The organism is Acinetobacter indicus CIP 110367, from assembly GCF_000488255.1.
Classification (GTDB): Bacteria; Pseudomonadota; Gammaproteobacteria; order Pseudomonadales; family Moraxellaceae; genus Acinetobacter; species Acinetobacter indicus.
This window is the reverse complement of sequence record NZ_KI530756.1, coordinates 339,217-355,000: the sequence shown is the minus strand read 5'-3', so window position 1 is coordinate 355,000 and position 15,784 is coordinate 339,217. Positions and strand designations below refer to the sequence as shown.

9 protein-coding genes, 1 tRNA gene and 2 rRNA genes are annotated in these 15,784 nt (G+C 48.9%); 7 read left to right on the top strand and 5 right to left on the bottom strand.

Going from position 1 to position 15,784, the window contains the following annotated elements; translation table 11 throughout:
* Window positions 1–42 precede the first annotated feature (42 nt).
* The 6 genes from P253_RS12920 to P253_RS12895 all read left to right on the top strand — a co-directional run bounded on the left by P253_RS12920 (window position 43) and on the right by P253_RS12895 (window position 8,448).
* Window positions 43–118, top strand: a tRNA-Ala gene (locus tag P253_RS12920).
* Between the two features lie 353 nt (window positions 119–471).
* Window positions 472–3,361, top strand: a 23S ribosomal RNA gene (locus tag P253_RS12915).
* A 191-nt stretch (window positions 3,362–3,552) separates the two neighbouring features.
* Window positions 3,553–3,667, top strand: a 5S ribosomal RNA gene (gene rrf, locus P253_RS12910).
* Window positions 3,668–3,852: 185 nt separating this feature from the next.
* Window positions 3,853–5,082: an MFS transporter gene (locus P253_RS12905; protein ID WP_016659730.1), complete on the top strand. Its 1,230-nt coding sequence runs from the start codon at window positions 3,853–3,855 to the stop codon at window positions 5,080–5,082.
* A gap of 118 nt (window positions 5,083–5,200) precedes the next feature.
* Complete coding sequence (locus tag P253_RS12900) at window positions 5,201–7,600, top strand: YgiQ family radical SAM protein (protein WP_016659729.1); 2,400 nt, start codon at window positions 5,201–5,203, stop codon at window positions 7,598–7,600.
* A 314-nt stretch (window positions 7,601–7,914) separates the two neighbouring features.
* Window positions 7,915–8,448, top strand: coding sequence for a DUF2726 domain-containing protein (locus tag P253_RS12895; RefSeq protein ID WP_005181471.1), 534 nt, complete (start codon window positions 7,915–7,917; stop codon window positions 8,446–8,448).
* 38 nt (window positions 8,449–8,486) lie between these two features.
* Here the strand turns inward: P253_RS12895 and P253_RS12890 are convergent, their stop codons facing one another.
* The 5 genes from P253_RS12890 to mdtD all read right to left on the bottom strand — a co-directional run bounded on the left by P253_RS12890 (window position 8,487) and on the right by mdtD (window position 13,689).
* Window positions 8,487–8,840: a RidA family protein gene (locus P253_RS12890; RefSeq protein WP_016659728.1), complete on the bottom strand. Its 354-nt coding sequence runs from the start codon at window positions 8,838–8,840 to the stop codon at window positions 8,487–8,489.
* Between the two features lie 468 nt (window positions 8,841–9,308).
* Window positions 9,309–10,364, bottom strand: coding sequence for a DNA polymerase IV (gene dinB, locus P253_RS12885; RefSeq protein ID WP_016659727.1), 1,056 nt, complete (start codon window positions 10,362–10,364; stop codon window positions 9,309–9,311).
* A gap of 9 nt (window positions 10,365–10,373) precedes the next feature.
* Window positions 10,374–11,387 (bottom strand): MBL fold metallo-hydrolase, encoded by a 1,014-nt coding sequence (locus P253_RS12880; protein ID WP_016659726.1) that lies wholly within the window; start codon window positions 11,385–11,387, stop codon window positions 10,374–10,376.
* 49 nt (window positions 11,388–11,436) lie between these two features.
* Complete coding sequence (locus tag P253_RS12875) at window positions 11,437–12,222, bottom strand: glycoside hydrolase family 25 protein (protein ID WP_016659725.1); 786 nt, start codon at window positions 12,220–12,222, stop codon at window positions 11,437–11,439.
* A 75-nt stretch (window positions 12,223–12,297) separates the two neighbouring features.
* The gene (gene mdtD / locus P253_RS12870) at window positions 12,298–13,689 is read right to left on the bottom strand and encodes a multidrug transporter subunit MdtD (protein ID WP_005181486.1); all 1,392 of its coding nucleotides are present in this window, start codon (window positions 13,687–13,689) and stop codon (window positions 12,298–12,300) included.
* 176 nt (window positions 13,690–13,865) lie between these two features.
* Here mdtD and P253_RS12865 point away from each other — a divergent pair, with 176 nt between their 5' ends.
* Window positions 13,866–15,680 (top strand): choice-of-anchor I family protein, encoded by a 1,815-nt coding sequence (locus P253_RS12865; RefSeq protein WP_016659724.1) that lies wholly within the window; start codon window positions 13,866–13,868, stop codon window positions 15,678–15,680.
* The last annotated feature ends 104 nt before the right edge of the window (window positions 15,681–15,784 follow it).

The window sequence follows — 15,784 nt, the reverse complement described above, 5'->3', positions numbered from 1 at the left end:
CAGAGCGAATAGAAATCAGAACATTGACTTATATGATAAGCTGGGGACTTAGCTTAGTTGGTAGAGCGCCTGCTTTGCACGCAGGAGGTCAGGAGTTCGACTCTCCTAGTCTCCACCATAGATTATAGAGCTTAGTAAGTTTATGCTTATTAATCTCTGTGATTTATCACAGTTGACTGCAGTCCGACGAGGATGCAGTGAATCATTAACAGATTGGCAAAATTGAGTCTGAAATAAATTGTTCACTCAATCAATATACGTTAACGCGTTGTTATGACGGGTTGATGAACGTAGATTGAATTGAGAACTAGCAAATTAACTGAATCAAGCGTTTTGGTATATGAATTTAGATTGAAGCTGTACGGTGCTTAAGTGCACGGGACTTCGAACTGTAGATTAAATAGATAATTAATTATTTATTTAATTGTCTTAATCCTACTTGTAGGGATTAACGACTGTTTGGGGTTGTATAGTCAAGTAATTAAGTGCATGTGGTGGATGCCTTGGCAGTCAGAGGCGAAGAAAGACGTGATAGCCTGCGAAAAGCTCCGGGGAGGCGGCAAATATCCTTTGATCCGGAGATGTCTGAATGGGGAAACCCACTTACCATAAGGTAGGTATTGCAACATGAATACATAGTGTTGCAAGGCGAACGAGGGGAAGTGAAACATCTCAGTACCCTTAGGAAAAGAAATCAATTGAGATTCCCTCAGTAGCGGCGAGCGAAAGGGGAACAGCCCATTAAGTTATGTGTGTTTTAGTGGAATGCTCTGGGAAGTGCAACCATAGTGGGTGATAGTCCTGTACACGAAAGGGCACACATAATGATGACGAGTAGGGCGAGGCACGTGAAACCTTGTCTGAATATGGGGGGACCATCCTCCAAGGCTAAATACTCCTGACTGACCGATAGTGAACCAGTACCGTGAGGGAAAGGCGAAAAGAACCCCTGTGAGGGGAGTGAAATAGATCCTGAAACCGCATGCATACAAGCAGTGGGAGCATCTTTGTGATGTGACTGCGTACCTTTTGTATAATGGGTCAGCGACTTACATTCAGTAGCAAGGTTAACCGTATAGGGGAGCCGTAGGGAAACCGAGTCTTAATAGGGCGTATAGTTGCTGGGTGTAGACCCGAAACCAGGCGATCTATCCATGAGCAGGTTGAAGGTTGGGTAACACTAACTGGAGGACCGAACCCACTGTCGTTGAAAAGCCAGGGGATGACTTGTGGATAGGGGTGAAAGGCTAATCAAGCCTGGTGATAGCTGGTTCTCCCCGAAAGCTATTTAGGTAGCGCCTCGGACGAATACCATTGGGGGTAGAGCACTGTTTCGGCTAGGGGGTCATCCCGACTTACCAAACCGATGCAAACTCCGAATACCGATGAGTACTATCCGGGAGACAGACTGCGGGTGCTAACGTCCGTAGTCAAGAGGAAAACAATCCAGACCGCCAGCTAAGGCCCCAAAATCATAGTTAAGTGGGAAACGATGTGGGAAGGCATAGACAGCTAGGAGGTTGGCTTAGAAGCAGCCACCCTTTAAAGAAAGCGTAATAGCTCACTAGTCGAGTCGGCCTGCGCGGAAGATGTAACGGGGCTAAAACTATGTGCCGAAGCTGCGGATGTATACATTGTATACGTGGTAGGGGAGCGTTCTGTAAGCCGATGAAGGTGGATTGAGAAGTCTGCTGGAGGTATCAGAAGTGCGAATGCTGACGTGAGTAACGACAAAACGGGTGAAAAACCCGTTCGCTGAAAGACCAAGGGTTCCAGTCCAACGTTAATCGGGGCTGGGTGAGTCGACCCCTAAGGCGAGGCCGAGAGGCGTAGTCGATGGGAAATTGGTTAATATTCCAATACTTCAGTGTAATGCGATGAGAGGACGGAGAAGGTTAAGTCAGCCTGGCGTTGGTTGTCCAGGTGGAAGGCTGTAGGCATGCATCTTAGGCAAATCCGGGGTGCTCTATGCTGAGAGCTGATAGCAAGCTAGTTTACTAGCGAAGTGGCTGATACCATGCTTCCAGGAAAAGTCTCTAAGCTTCAGTTACACTGGAATCGTACCCGAAACCGACACAGGTGGTCAGGTCGAGTAGACCAAAGCGCTTGAGAGAACTCTGCTGAAGGAACTAGGCAAAATGGTACCGTAACTTCGGGAGAAGGTACGCTGTTGACGGTGATGGGACTTGCTCCCTGAGCGGTTGACAGCCGCAGAAACCAGGCCGCTGCAACTGTTTATTAAAAACATAGCACTCTGCAAACACGAAAGTGGACGTATAGGGTGTGATGCCTGCCCGGTGCTGGAAGGTTAATTGATGGGGTTAGCGTAAGCGAAGCTCTTGATCGAAGCCCCAGTAAACGGCGGCCGTAACTATAACGGTCCTAAGGTAGCGAAATTCCTTGTCGGGTAAGTTCCGACCTGCACGAATGGCATAATGATGGCGGCGCTGTCTCCAGCAGAGGCTCAGTGAAATCGAAATCGCTGTGAAGATGCAGTGTACCCGCGGCTAGACGGAAAGACCCCGTGAACCTTTACTGCAGCTTGACATTGAACTTTGACCTTACTTGTGTAGGATAGGTGGGAGGCTTTGAAGTTGGAACGCCAGTTCCAATGGAGCCGTCCTTGAAATACCACCCTGGTAATGTTGAGGTTCTAACTCTGTCCCGTGATCCGGGACGAGGACCATGTCTGGTGGGTAGTTTGACTGGGGCGGTCTCCTCCTAAAGAGTAACGGAGGAGTACGAAGGTGCGCTCAGCGTGGTCGGAAATCACGCGTAGAGTATAAAGGCAAAAGCGCGCTTAACTGCGAGACCCACAAGTCGAGCAGGTACGAAAGTAGGTCTTAGTGATCCGGTGGTTCTGTATGGAAGGGCCATCGCTCAACGGATAAAAGGTACTCTGGGGATAACAGGCTGATACCGCCCAAGAGTTCATATCGACGGCGGTGTTTGGCACCTCGATGTCGGCTCATCTCATCCTGGGGCTGAAGCAGGTCCCAAGGGTATGGCTGTTCGCCATTTAAAGAGGTACGCGAGCTGGGTTTAGAACGTCGTGAGACAGTTCGGTCCCTATCTACCGTGGGCGCTGGAAATTTGAGAGGATCTGCTCCTAGTACGAGAGGACCAGAGTGGACGAACCTCTGGTGTACCGGTTGTGACGCCAGTCGCATCGCCGGGTAGCTATGTTCGGAAGGGATAACCGCTGAAAGCATCTAAGCGGGAAGCCTACCTCAAGATAAGATTTCCCTAGGAATTTATTCCTCTAAAGAGCCGTTCGAGACTAGGACGTTGATAGGTTGGGTGTGGAAGCATAGCGATATGTGAAGCTGACCAATACTAATTGCTCGTGAGGCTTGACTATACAACACCCAAACAGTTGTTGTATCAAGCTGAATTCTAAACTAATCCTTGATTTAGTTAATGCGACACAATAAAATTCAGACCCAATAGCCAATCCGTTAATAACTCATTTGGAACAAAGTAAGGCATTACATGCAAAAGCATCAAGCTTAAGCAAAGTAACTAAGACCCGAACAAGTCCATAACAGTTGTGCTGGCGACAATAGCAAGAGTGAACCACCTGATCCCTTCCCGAACTCAGAAGTGAAACCTCTTAGCGCTGATGGTAGTGTGGGGTTACCCATGTGAGAGTAAGTCATCGCCAGCTCATTAATTCAAAATCCCCCTAGCTAAAAGCTAGGGGGATTTTTTTATGCAGAAAATTTATGTGCTTAAGAAAGTAGAATTTATGGAGGGTTCTTCTCTCCGTTTAAACCAGCTTTTAATCGGTTGAAATTGAAGCCCCCAATTTAACCGGAACCGGCGTATACTCATAACATAATTGGAGTGTATATGTCAGATTCCCAAAGCCAGACTCAGCAAATTGAGCACGATTCTCCTCAGTTTAAGGCCATTCTTCTCTCTTTGTTTTTGGCCGGTTTTGCCTCCTTTTCTGCCTTGTACTGTGTTCAACCGATGATGCCGATTCTGGCCCAGTTCTTTCAGGTCAGTCCGACTCAAAGTAGTTTTCCCTTATCTTTTTCGACCTTTGCTTTGGCCGCCGCTCTATTATTTACCGGCCTGATTTCAGATCGGGTCGGGCGTAAACAGATTATGGTCGTGGCATTGTTCTCTGCGGCCTTACTGTTAATAGCCAGTGCCTTATTGCCACAGTGGTCATTTTTTCTCAGCACCCGTGTCCTGATTGGCATGGCAGTCAGTGGGGTGGCCGCGGTGGCAATGACCTATATTGGCGAAGAAATTGCGGCCAAAGATGTTGGCTTTGCCATGGGCTTATATATTTCAGGCACCGCAATTGGCGGCATGAGTGGCCGTTTAATTGCCGGAGTCCTGGTGGATTTTATTTCCTGGCAATATGCAACTTTAATCATTGGTGTGATTAACCTGGCGATTGCGATTCTGTTTTACTGGCTGTTGCCCAATTCCCGGAATTTCCAGTCCTATCCAATTCAATTATCGCGTTTTAAACAGGCCTTTGCCAAAAATCTGGCCGATCCAAAATTAAGAATTCTGTTTCTTCAGGGCTTCATTCTAATGGGATGCTTTGTCTCGGTATTTAACTACATGAGCTATCATCTGCTGGATGAGCCTTTTGCTTTGCCACAAACCTGGATCGGGCTGATTTCTGTGGCCTATCTGGCTGGAATTTACAGTTCACCACGGGCAGCACAGTGGGGACAAAAGTTTGGCCGGGAAAAAGTGTTACCGTTGATGCTGCTGGTGATGTGGGCCAGTCTGGCGCTAATGTTACTGAATCAGCTGGCGGTCGTGTTAGTCGGGCTGCTGATTTTTACCTTTGCTTTTTTTGCAGCACATTCTCTTTGTAGCAGCTGGGTGACGGTGCAATCATTACAGTATCGGGCGGTGGGTTCATCTTTATATCTGTTCTGCTATTACTTGGGCTCGAGCGTGCTCGGCAGTGGTAGCGGTCTGATCTGGGAGCGCTGGGACTGGCCTGGCTTATTGATCTTTATCGCAAGTCTGCTGTTGTTGGGCCTGATATTGACCCTATATCTGAAAAAATTAAGCAGCACTGCACCCACGGCACAGATTAAAAATTAAAAACTTGATTTTGTATAAATTATAATCAAGCAAGCCACTTGGAATTCATGCTAAAATACTCGGCTTTCATCTTTCGATCTTTTCTGATCTTCCATCTGCCAGCCGAGAATTGCTAGCCATGTCTACTGCTTATACCGCTCAAACCGCGCCGAAAGCGTTGTTTGATTACGACAAATATTGGGCGTCATGTTTTGAACCCGCGCCATTTTTGCCGATGTCACGCGAGGAAATGGACCAACTCGGCTGGGATAGCTGTGACTTTATTCTGGTCTGCGGCGATGCCTATATTGATCATCCATCTTTTGTATCCGGTATTATTGGCCGTGTGCTGGAAGCGCAAGGTTTCCGGGTCGGAATTATCGCGCAGCCTGACTGGACCAATGTCGAGGCCTTTCGTGCCTTAGGTAAACCGAATATTGCCTGGGGCGTCACCGCCGGCAATATGGACTCGATGATCAACCGTTATACCGCGGACCGCAAAATCCGCTCGGATGATGCCTATTCACCAGATAATGTCCCGAACAAACGTCCAGACCGTGCTGCAACCGTGTATTGCCAGCGCTGTCGTGAAGCCTTCCCGGATGTGCCGGTGTTACTTGGCGGGATCGAAGGTTCACTGCGTCGTATTGCGCATTATGATTACTGGTCAGACAAAGTCCGTCGTTCAATTCTGATGGATTCAAAAGCCGATTTATTGATGTACGGTAATGGCGAGCGTTCCATTATTGAAGTGATGCATCGTCTGGCCAAAGGCGAAAAAATTACCGATATCACCGATGTGCGCGGTACTGCCTTTATTATCAATAAACATAACCGTGCAGCCAAAGCCAAGTTTGTGGAAATCGCTTCCAATGATGTCGATACTATTGGCCGTGTCGATCCGATCATCAACCCCTATGTGATGACCGAAGATATTGATGGCTGTGAAGTTGAAAAAGAAAAGGGTAACAGCTTAAGCCAGTACCAGAATTTCCAAAAAGAAATGGTGGCCAATCCGATTGTCCGTGAAGGCGACAACCTGGATGCCGATACGCAGATTGTTCAGCTGCAACCAGCCTCAAAAGCCATTAAGCATAAACTGCCACCACGTGAACTGGCGGTTATTCGTTTGCCATCTTTTGAAGACGTGGCCAATGATCCGGTACTGTATGCACATGCCAACCGTATTCTGCATTTGGAAACCAACCCGGGCAACGCACGTGCTTTGGTGCAAAAACACGGCGAGCGTGATGTCTGGATTAATCCACCACCAATTCCATTGACCACTGAAGAAATGGATTATGTGTTTGACCTGCCATATGCACGTCTGCCACATCCAGCTTATGGCGATGCACGTTTCCCGGCGTTCGACATGATCAAGTTCTCGGTGAACATCATGCGTGGCTGTTTTGGGGGCTGTACGTTCTGTTCGATTACCGAACACGAAGGCCGTATCATCCAGAACCGTTCGGAAGAGTCGATTTTGCGTGAAGTGGAAAAAATCCGTGATACCGCACCGGGCTTTACCGGGATTATCTCGGACTTAGGTGGTCCAACCGCTAACATGTACCGCTTGCACTGTAAAGATCCGGAAATTGAAAAGAACTGCCGTAAGTCGTCCTGTGTATTCCCAGGCGTGTGTCAGAACCTGCATACCGATCATGCACCACTGACCCAGCTATACCGTAAAGCACGTGCGATTAAAGGCATTAAAAAGATTTTGATTGGTTCCGGTCTGCGTTATGACCTGGCGGTACTGAATCCGGAATATGTGCGTGAACTGGTGACCCACCACGTTGGGGGTTATCTGAAGATTGCACCAGAACATACCGAAAAAGGTCCGTTATCGAAGATGATGAAGCCCGGTATTGGTACCTATGACCGCTTCAAGCAAATGTTTGATCGTTTCAGCAAGGAAGCCGGCAAGGAACAGTATCTGATTCCGTATTTCATCGCGGCGCATCCGGGCACCACCGACTACGACATGATGAACCTGGCGATCTGGCTGAAAAAGAATGGTTTCCGTGCTGATCAGGTACAGACCTTCTATCCATCGCCAATGGCCACCGCCACCACCATGTATTACACCGGTAAAAACCCGCTGGCCAAAGTGGCGCGTTATACCGAAGATGTTGATATTGTGAAGGGTGAGAAACGTCGTCGTCTGCACAAAGCCTTCTTGCGTTACCATGATCCAAACAACTGGCCATTGTTACGTGAGGCTTTAAAAGAGATGGGCCGTGCCGATTTGATTGGCAATTCCAAGCAGCATCTGATTCCGACCTATCAGCCGCAAGGCACGGAAGGACAGTATCAGTCGGCGCGTAAGAAAAACTCGACGCTGGCCGGAGATTCACAGAAACGTACCGGTCAACATGGTAACCGTGGTCAAGGCCAAAATCAGGGTCAGTCGAATCGTCCGAAAAAAGGCCAGATGTTGACCCAGCACACTGGTTTGCCACCACGTGAAACTGGTGAAAAACGTCCATTTGGCGGCGCAAAGACCAAAGGCAGGTCTAAGCCAAAATCCCGTGCTTAAATCAGGAAAGGACGCCAAGTGCGTCCTTTTTTCTGGCGCACATTTTGTCGGATTTGTCAGACAATCGGTTTGAAAAGAATTGTGAAGCTCATAAAAGTTGGTATACATTAGCTTGAGGAAAAACAAGGAGATGGTTTTTCCTGGAAACTTGCTCTGCAACAGACTGTCAGTGTTTATGCATCTTTCGTCAGCATTGCTTTAAGTTTCTTAAATTTAACCTATTTATAATAAGCAAAACGTTATACTTGTATTTGAAAAATAATCGGTGAGATACCGAATAAATTATAAGAATAGAGTATTAAAGGATTAACCTCATGACTGTTTATATTATTCTCGCAAGTCTTATTCTGGCAGGGTTGCTCATCATGGCAGCCAGGCATGCCATTCAGGCCAAACGCCAGACCGACAGTACCCTGAAACGCCGCGCTATTTTCAGTTTGAATGAGCAGCTGACCTATACCCGGCTGAAAGAAATTTTACCGACCCATACCGTGCTGACCCATGTGTCTTTTGATGCGCTACTGACCACCAAACTACCGCGTACCCGCAATAAATACCGCAATATGGTGGCGGACTTTGTGGTGCTGGATGATGCTTATCAGGTACTGGCCGTGATTACCCTGGATGATACCCTGACCTTAAAACGTCAGCATATTCAGTATCAGAATGAATTGCTGCGGATGGCCGGTTATACCGTAATCAGCTTTGATCAGGTGCCGGAATATCAGCAGTTGCGTGAAGAATTTGGGTTACTGGAGGGCGCTGAAAATCTGGAGGCGCTTGATCTGCCAAAAAAGAAATTGGCGTTCTATCCGGCCTCAGCGCGCAGAATGGGCGCGTTGGGTTGAAAAAAAGCATCTAAACAGATGCTTTTTATCTCAAATTTTTATGGTTTAACCGCGACCACAGTCATTTCAACCAGGACTTCGGGCTGATACAGCTTGGCTTCCACACAGGTACGGGGCAGCGCTTCAATATCGGCGACCCAGGTATCCCAGATTTCATTCATGGCTGCATAGTCCTGCTCGATATCTTTTAAGAAAATCATGACTGACATGATATGACTTTTATCGGTGCCGGCTTCAGCCAGTAAACGGTCAATTATCTCAAGGGTCTGGCGGGTCTGACCGCGAATATCCAGGCTGGTGTCTTCTGCCAGCTGGCCGGCCAAATGCACCAGATGGCCTGAAATGGCAATTTCTGAATAGCGCTGTGCGACATGTAAACGTTGTACGGTCATAACAAAATCCTGTAGATGGGCAAGCAGCACCTCGGCTGCTCTGGCAATGTGACTATATTGCCATGAAGCGCCAGTACAGAACACCAGCGCTGCCGGAGTTGGTACAGAAATCCATCAATCTTGTGGCGATTTTGATTTGAAAAATGGGAATTTTAGGACGCAAAAAGCCGGTGATCTGAAGGGAATAGATCGGGATAATGCGATAGAAAATCAGATAAAAAGAAGCAGGTTACAGCAAGGCGGGAGACGATACAGCCATCCATGGGAACGTCAGAGTTGTCCTGTAATATTCGGATAGATCATCACGCCAATCACAGGACAGCATGCTGAAAGTAAAGGTGATTTTCAGCATCTCAGCACATACATGGATAAATGTATTGCGCAGATAGATTACTCTAATTTTGCCCATTGTGAAGCGCATTTTGTATCATTTTTATTCTTTTGATCAATTCCTGCACAATTTTAAGCCTAAAGTAGGCTGAGCTGTGGCTGCTGGGCTGGTGAGGACAGTTGATAAACTCCCACGCCAATTAACCGGAACTTTTCTTGGGGCGAAATATGCATTTCCTCAATTAATAGCTGTAACGCCTGTGCCAGCTGCTGCGGATGAGTAAAAATATGCTGAAAGCTTTTGCTGTGCTGTAACACCTGAAAGTTTTTCAGTTTCAGTTTGACTGACACGCCGCGGGCACAGAGCTGCTTTTTTTCCAGACTGGCCCAGACCTGTTGCAGCAGCTGTGGCCAGTAGGGCGTGCATTGGCTGAGGACATAATCATCATCAAAGGTGATTTCTTTGGAAATCTGCTGGCGTTTGCGTTCGGCCTGAACGGGGCGCTCATCAATGCCTTGTGCATATAAAAACAGGCGTTTGCCATATTTGCCAAAACGTTGAATCAGCAGGCCTTCTTCGACCTGTTGCAGATCGCCCAAGGTTTCCAGACCCAAGGCCTTCAGCTTTTCCTGCATGACCTTGCCCACGCCCGGAATTTTCTTTAAGGGTAAATCCTGAATAAAGGTCTGCACCTGCGAAGGCTTGATCACGCAGAGGCCATTCGGTTTATGCCAGTCCGAGGCAATTTTGGCCAGAAATTTATTGGGTGCCACGCCGGCAGATGCAGTCAGGCCGGTGGTCTGAAAAATATCTTCGCGGATGCGCATTGCCACTTCTGTGGCGCTGGGGAGTTGCTGCAGGTTTTCGCTAACATCCAGATAGGCTTCATCGAGCGACAGCGGTTCAATGATTGCAGTATATTTTTGAAAAATTTGATGGATTTGTGCCGACACTTCCCGGTACTTCTGGAAATTCGGTTCCAGTACAATCACCTGCGGGCACAGTTTCCGGCCCTGACTCATTGACATGGCCGAGCGCAGCCCAAACACCCGCGCCGGGTAGGACGCGGCCACAATCACTGCACGCGGATGATGTGATGCCACCACCACCGGCAGATGTTGTAACTCTGGACGCTCTTTTAGCTCGACCGAGGCATAGAACGCATCCATATCAATATGAATGATTTTTCTCATGGCACCATCTTAACGCGCGACATCCGTGGCTGTCATTAGCGGATAAGCATACGGTTGATCGAGCAGCAGCACTTGGGTCTGTTGTTGTGCTGCGGCCTTGATCACGGTATTCAGACTCTTCGGGGTATTATCGGCCAGATGTGGTAAAAACTGTAGCGGCTGTTCTGGCGGCTGGAAAAAATCATCCCAATGGATGGGAATCAGCACCTTGGGTTTTAGGTGCTGCAAGGTTTCTGCCAGATACTGCTGCTGATACTGTTCCGGTTGCCTGGACAGCTGGGCAATGCCCAGAAACAGATGATCGACCTGTAGCTGTTTGAGCTGTTCGGGAATAAAACCGGTGCTGGCCTTGACCAGACTTTTATGACCTTCATATTCAATCAGATAGTCAAAGCTATGGCCTTCTTTAAACTCCGAAAACCGTGCCGGCAGGCTCAGTGGCTGCTGGATTTCCTCACCCAGATCATTATTCACTGCAGTTGGCGGAGTATGCTGGGACGGGAAAGCGGTGACAGTAAAGTTGCCTATCTGCATCGGTTGTAAAGGTACCAGCTGCTGTAACTGGCTTTCGGGCAAGTGAGCACCACGGGCAATATTCAGCGTGCTTCGGGAACCAATAATTTTAGCCTGCGGCAGCAATTGGCCAAGTAGAGGGACATCCAGCGCATGGTCATAATGCGAGTGTGTTACCAGAATGGCTTGCGTTCGTTGCAATTGATGGAGCTCAATCGCATGTTCAATCACGATAGGCTGGCTGTTAATTTGACCAAACATCAGCTGACTCAGACTGGGCCGGCTAAAGAAGCCATCAATCAACAGCTGTTGCTGGCCATCATCAAACAGTAAGGTCGATACGCCAAAGAATTTGACCGTGTAGCCCGCTGGTGCGGTTGCTGCCGGCTGATACAGCCACGGCTGGAAATCCTGCACTTTTCCGGAGGGCTGCAGTATATAGATGATGAGTGCAATCAGCAGTAACATCAGGCCAAGCAGACCTGACAAAATCTTGTATTTCAGTGTCATTCGCACAATATTCCTGTCAGCTTTTATTTTTATCTTGTTGGTATGAGTATTAAGGGGTTGTATCCACGCTATTTTTAGATGGTTCCACAATCTGGTTGGCCTTCAGAAACTGTTGCCAGTCCTGTTCATCGCCATAAAAGGCATTCAGATCGACCGGAGTGGCAATGCCGGTAATCTGGCCACGATTGCTATATTGCCAGAACAGCCAGTCGGGATTGCCACTTAAGGCCGGTTTGCCTTGATATTCGCGTACCCACAGCGGCACCTGCGGGAACTGATTGACCAGTACAATATTATAAAAATTCCTGGAAATGTAAAAAATCGGCTGTTTGCCATAGTGCTGTTGCAGCGCGTCATGCATCACCCCAATTTCATGCAGCAACTGTTCCCGAGTATAGGTGTTGATGCAGTTGCTGTCGTATTCCAGATCAATCACTGGTGGCAAGCTGTTGGCCTGTTTCGGAACGCTGTCGATAAAATTCTGTGCCTGCACCTGACCATCACGACACAGCCGATAAAAATGATAGGCGCCGACCAGAAAGCCCTGTTCATGCGCGGCCAGCCAGTTGTCCTGAAATTTACGGTCTTTAAAATCGCCGCCTTCAGTGGCTTTTAAATAGACGAAACGGTATTTTTCCGGCGAAATCCTGTGCCAGTCAATCTGCTGCTGATGATGCGAAACATCAAAGCCCTGAATCGGATAGTCCTGTGCGGTGGCTGGCCGGGTATGCAGCACGCCCCAATACAGCAAGGCCGCCATCAGCACCACGCCGCAGATGGCAACCGCAGCATAGGTCAGGGGCTGGACAGAACGGCGGGCAGGGTGTGCAGACATAGGCAAGGTAGATCTTCAGGATTCAATTTTGATCATAACGCGAAGCCTGCACGGCGGCTAGCATTCCACGCGGCTTTAGACCGGGGTGTTTTTCGGAATTTTCCAGAAAATCATTGCAGCCAGCAGGTTGATACTGCCCAGACAGATCAGGCTGGCATGAAAGGCTGCGACCACCTGCTCCGGTCCCCAATAGGCACTAAACAGGTTGACCAGCGTTCCGGCCAAGGCCACGCCAATACTCATGGACAGCATCATGATCATCGACAGGAAGCTGTTGCCGCTGCTGGCATCTTGCTGCGGTAAATCTTTTAAGGTCAGGGTGTTCATGGATACAAACTGCAGTGAATTGAGCAGACCGAAAATAAAGAAATGCAGCGCGCGTAACCAGATGGGTGTATCGGCCGTGGTCAGGGCAAAACTGGCGATACAGGCCCCGACCAGCAAGGTATTGGTGATGAGCACCTGACGATAACCAAAGCGCTGAATCAGCTGGCGGATAATCGGTTTTGAGGCCAGCGAACCGAGTACGGTCGGAATCATCATCAGGCCGGTCACAAAGGGCTCAAAGCCAAAGGCTAGTTGCAGCATCAGCGGCAGTAAAAAGGGAATTGAATTGCCGGCCAGCCGGGCAATCGAGTTCCCAAGAATCCCGATTGCATAAATCCGGTGCCGGAACAGCTTGCTGCGAAACAGGGCATTCTGATGGGTATGCGCATGATAGGCATACAGGCCGGCACTCAGCAGACCGAGCAGGACCAGCGCAATGCTCCACCACAGCGAGTACAGCGGACTGGCCACGTTTTCAATGCCCAGTGACAGCCCGACCATGGCAATCAATAACAGGATAAATCCCCAGAAATCAAATTGCGGCACGCTCGGCTCGGTGATGTTTGGCATGGCTTTAAAGGTAATCAAGACGCCTAAAATGCCAATCGGCAGATTGATTAGAAAAATCCAGTGCCATGAGGCCACTTCGACCAGCCAGCCGCCCAAAGTAGGTCCAATTAAGGGGCCGATCAGACCGGCCAGACTCATCAGGCTCATGGCCGATAAAAACTGGGTGCGGGGAATGATTTTTAGCATCGCCAGACGACCAACTGGCAATAAGAACGCGCCGCCAATGCCTTGCAGTACCCGGTAAAACAGCAGTTCATTCAGGCTGCTGGCATAGGCACAGCCAATGGAGGCCAGGGTGAAAATCACAATGGCGGAAAAATAGGTGTTGCGCACGCCAAAACGGTCGGCCAGCCAGCCACTCAAGGGAATACAGGCCGCCACTGACAATACATAGGCCACCACCACGCTGTGCATTCGCAGCGGATCTTCCTGCAAATTCTCGGCAATGGCCGGCAACGCGGTGTTGATGATGGTGGTATCCAGGCCCTGCATAAAAAAGCCAATCGACACCAAGAGCACTAACAATCTGAATTCGGGTTGCAGGGCTTGATGGGTTGGCGTGGCAGTCATAATTAGCGGGCATGGTGGAATTTTGCCTAGTGTAAAACAATCTGGCGCGGATGTCGTATCTAAAGCGTTGCCGCGTGACGGCCTGACCCTGTCAGAAAACTGCAATCAAAACGTCATGGCACTGCAACCAGATGTTTATAAATTGTTCATATTCTAAACACTATCAAATTAAACCTATGAAATTAAAATTGAAATCACTTTGGGTGGCCATGTTGGCCGTGGGGATGGCAGCGTGTAACAGTGATGATGATCAGGTCAGTCCTGCACCGGTCGATCCAACCCCCAATACCATTGAACTGAGCAAAATTGGGGCCTATCAGTCGGGCATTTTTGCAGAAAGTGCCGCAGAAATTCCGGCCTATGATGCCGCCAGCAAACGCCTGTTTGTGGTCAATGCGCAGGCCGGGGTGCTGGATGTACTCGATTTAAGCCAGCCAAATCAGCCGGTTAAAATTGCCGAGATTCAGGTCCATGATATGGCCGAAGGCGCAGAAGTAAACAGTGTCGCGGTGCATAACGGTATTGTGGCAATTGCGATTCAGGCTGCCGTCAAAACCGATCCGGGTTATGTGGCGCTGTATCAGGCCAAAGATCTGAGCAAACTGGCGCATGTGCAGGTCGGTGCCTTACCGGATATGCTGACTTTTAGCCCGGATGGTCAAACCCTGCTGGTGGCCAATGAAGGTGAGCCATCTGATGATTATCAGGTTGATCCGGAAGGTTCAATTTCCGTGATTCAGCTGAGTAATTTAACAGCGCCTGTGGTCCGCACTGCAGACTTTAAAGCCTTTAATGGACAGGAAGCGGCGCTGCGTGCCCAGGGCGTGCGTATTTTCGGGCCAAATGCGACCGCGGCGCAGGATTTTGAACCGGAATATATTACGGTATCGCAAGATGGCAAAACGGCTTGGGCTGCATTGCAGGAAAACAATGCGCTGGCCAAAATTGATGTGGTCAATGCCAAAGTACTGGCGGTGTATCCATTGGGCTTTAAAGACCATGGTCTGGACGGCAATGGCATGGATGTCAGCGATGCCGATGGTGTCGATGGAACGGGCAGTATTAAGATCCAGACCTGGGCCAATGTGCGCGGTCTGTATATGCCAGATGCAATTGCCAGCTTTGATGTGGCCGGCAAAACCTATATCGTGACCGCCAATGAAGGCGATGCGCGCGCCTGGGGCGAAGACACACCAGAATATTTTAATAACGACACCAGCAAAGGTTTTGTTGAAGAATGGCGAGTGAAACATCTGGTACATGCCGATGGCTTTTCCCGCCGTTTAGGCGATGATTTACCGGCGCACTTAAGCCAGCTGGCCAAAGGTGCCGAGCTGAATCCGGATAATTTTGGTTACTGCGGTGCCACGGCAGGCAATGCCGGTGACTGCCGTAAAGATCATCTGCTGGGTCGTCTGAATATTACCTGGACTGAAGGCTACCAGAAAAATGCCGATGGTACGCCAAAGCTGAATGAACGCGGCAATCTGGTATATGACCATCTTTATAGTTTTGGTGCACGCTCGGTCAGTATCTGGACAGAAAATAGCGCGCAAAACGGTCTGGAACGGGTCTGGGATTCAGGGGATGATTTTGAGCAGTACATTGCCGAGCATCATCCGGAAATTTTCAATGCCAACCATGAAGAAGCAGGCATGGATAACCGCAGTGACAACAAAGGCCCTGAACCTGAAGGCGTGACGCTCGGCCAGATTGGCAGCAAAACCTTTGCCTTTATTGGTCTGGAACGTGCTGGCGGGGTGATGGTCTATGATGTGTCGACTCCGGCAGCACCAAGTTTTGTGCAGTATCTGAATAGCCGCGATATGCAAGCGACTACCGAGCAGATCGAGCTGGGTCAGGCTGGCGATTTAGGCCCGGAAGGTCTGGTCTTTATTGCGGCAAAGGACTCACCAAATGGCCAGCCATTACTGGTGGTGGGTAATGAAGTCAGTGGCAGCACCGCAGTATATCACCTGAATCTGAAATAAGTGAGCCAAAAAGAGAAAGGGCACTACGGTGCTCTTTTTTTATTTTAAATTTTCATTGTCACTAAAATGTCATAGAACTGAAATAGTATTGTCATCATTTTAAG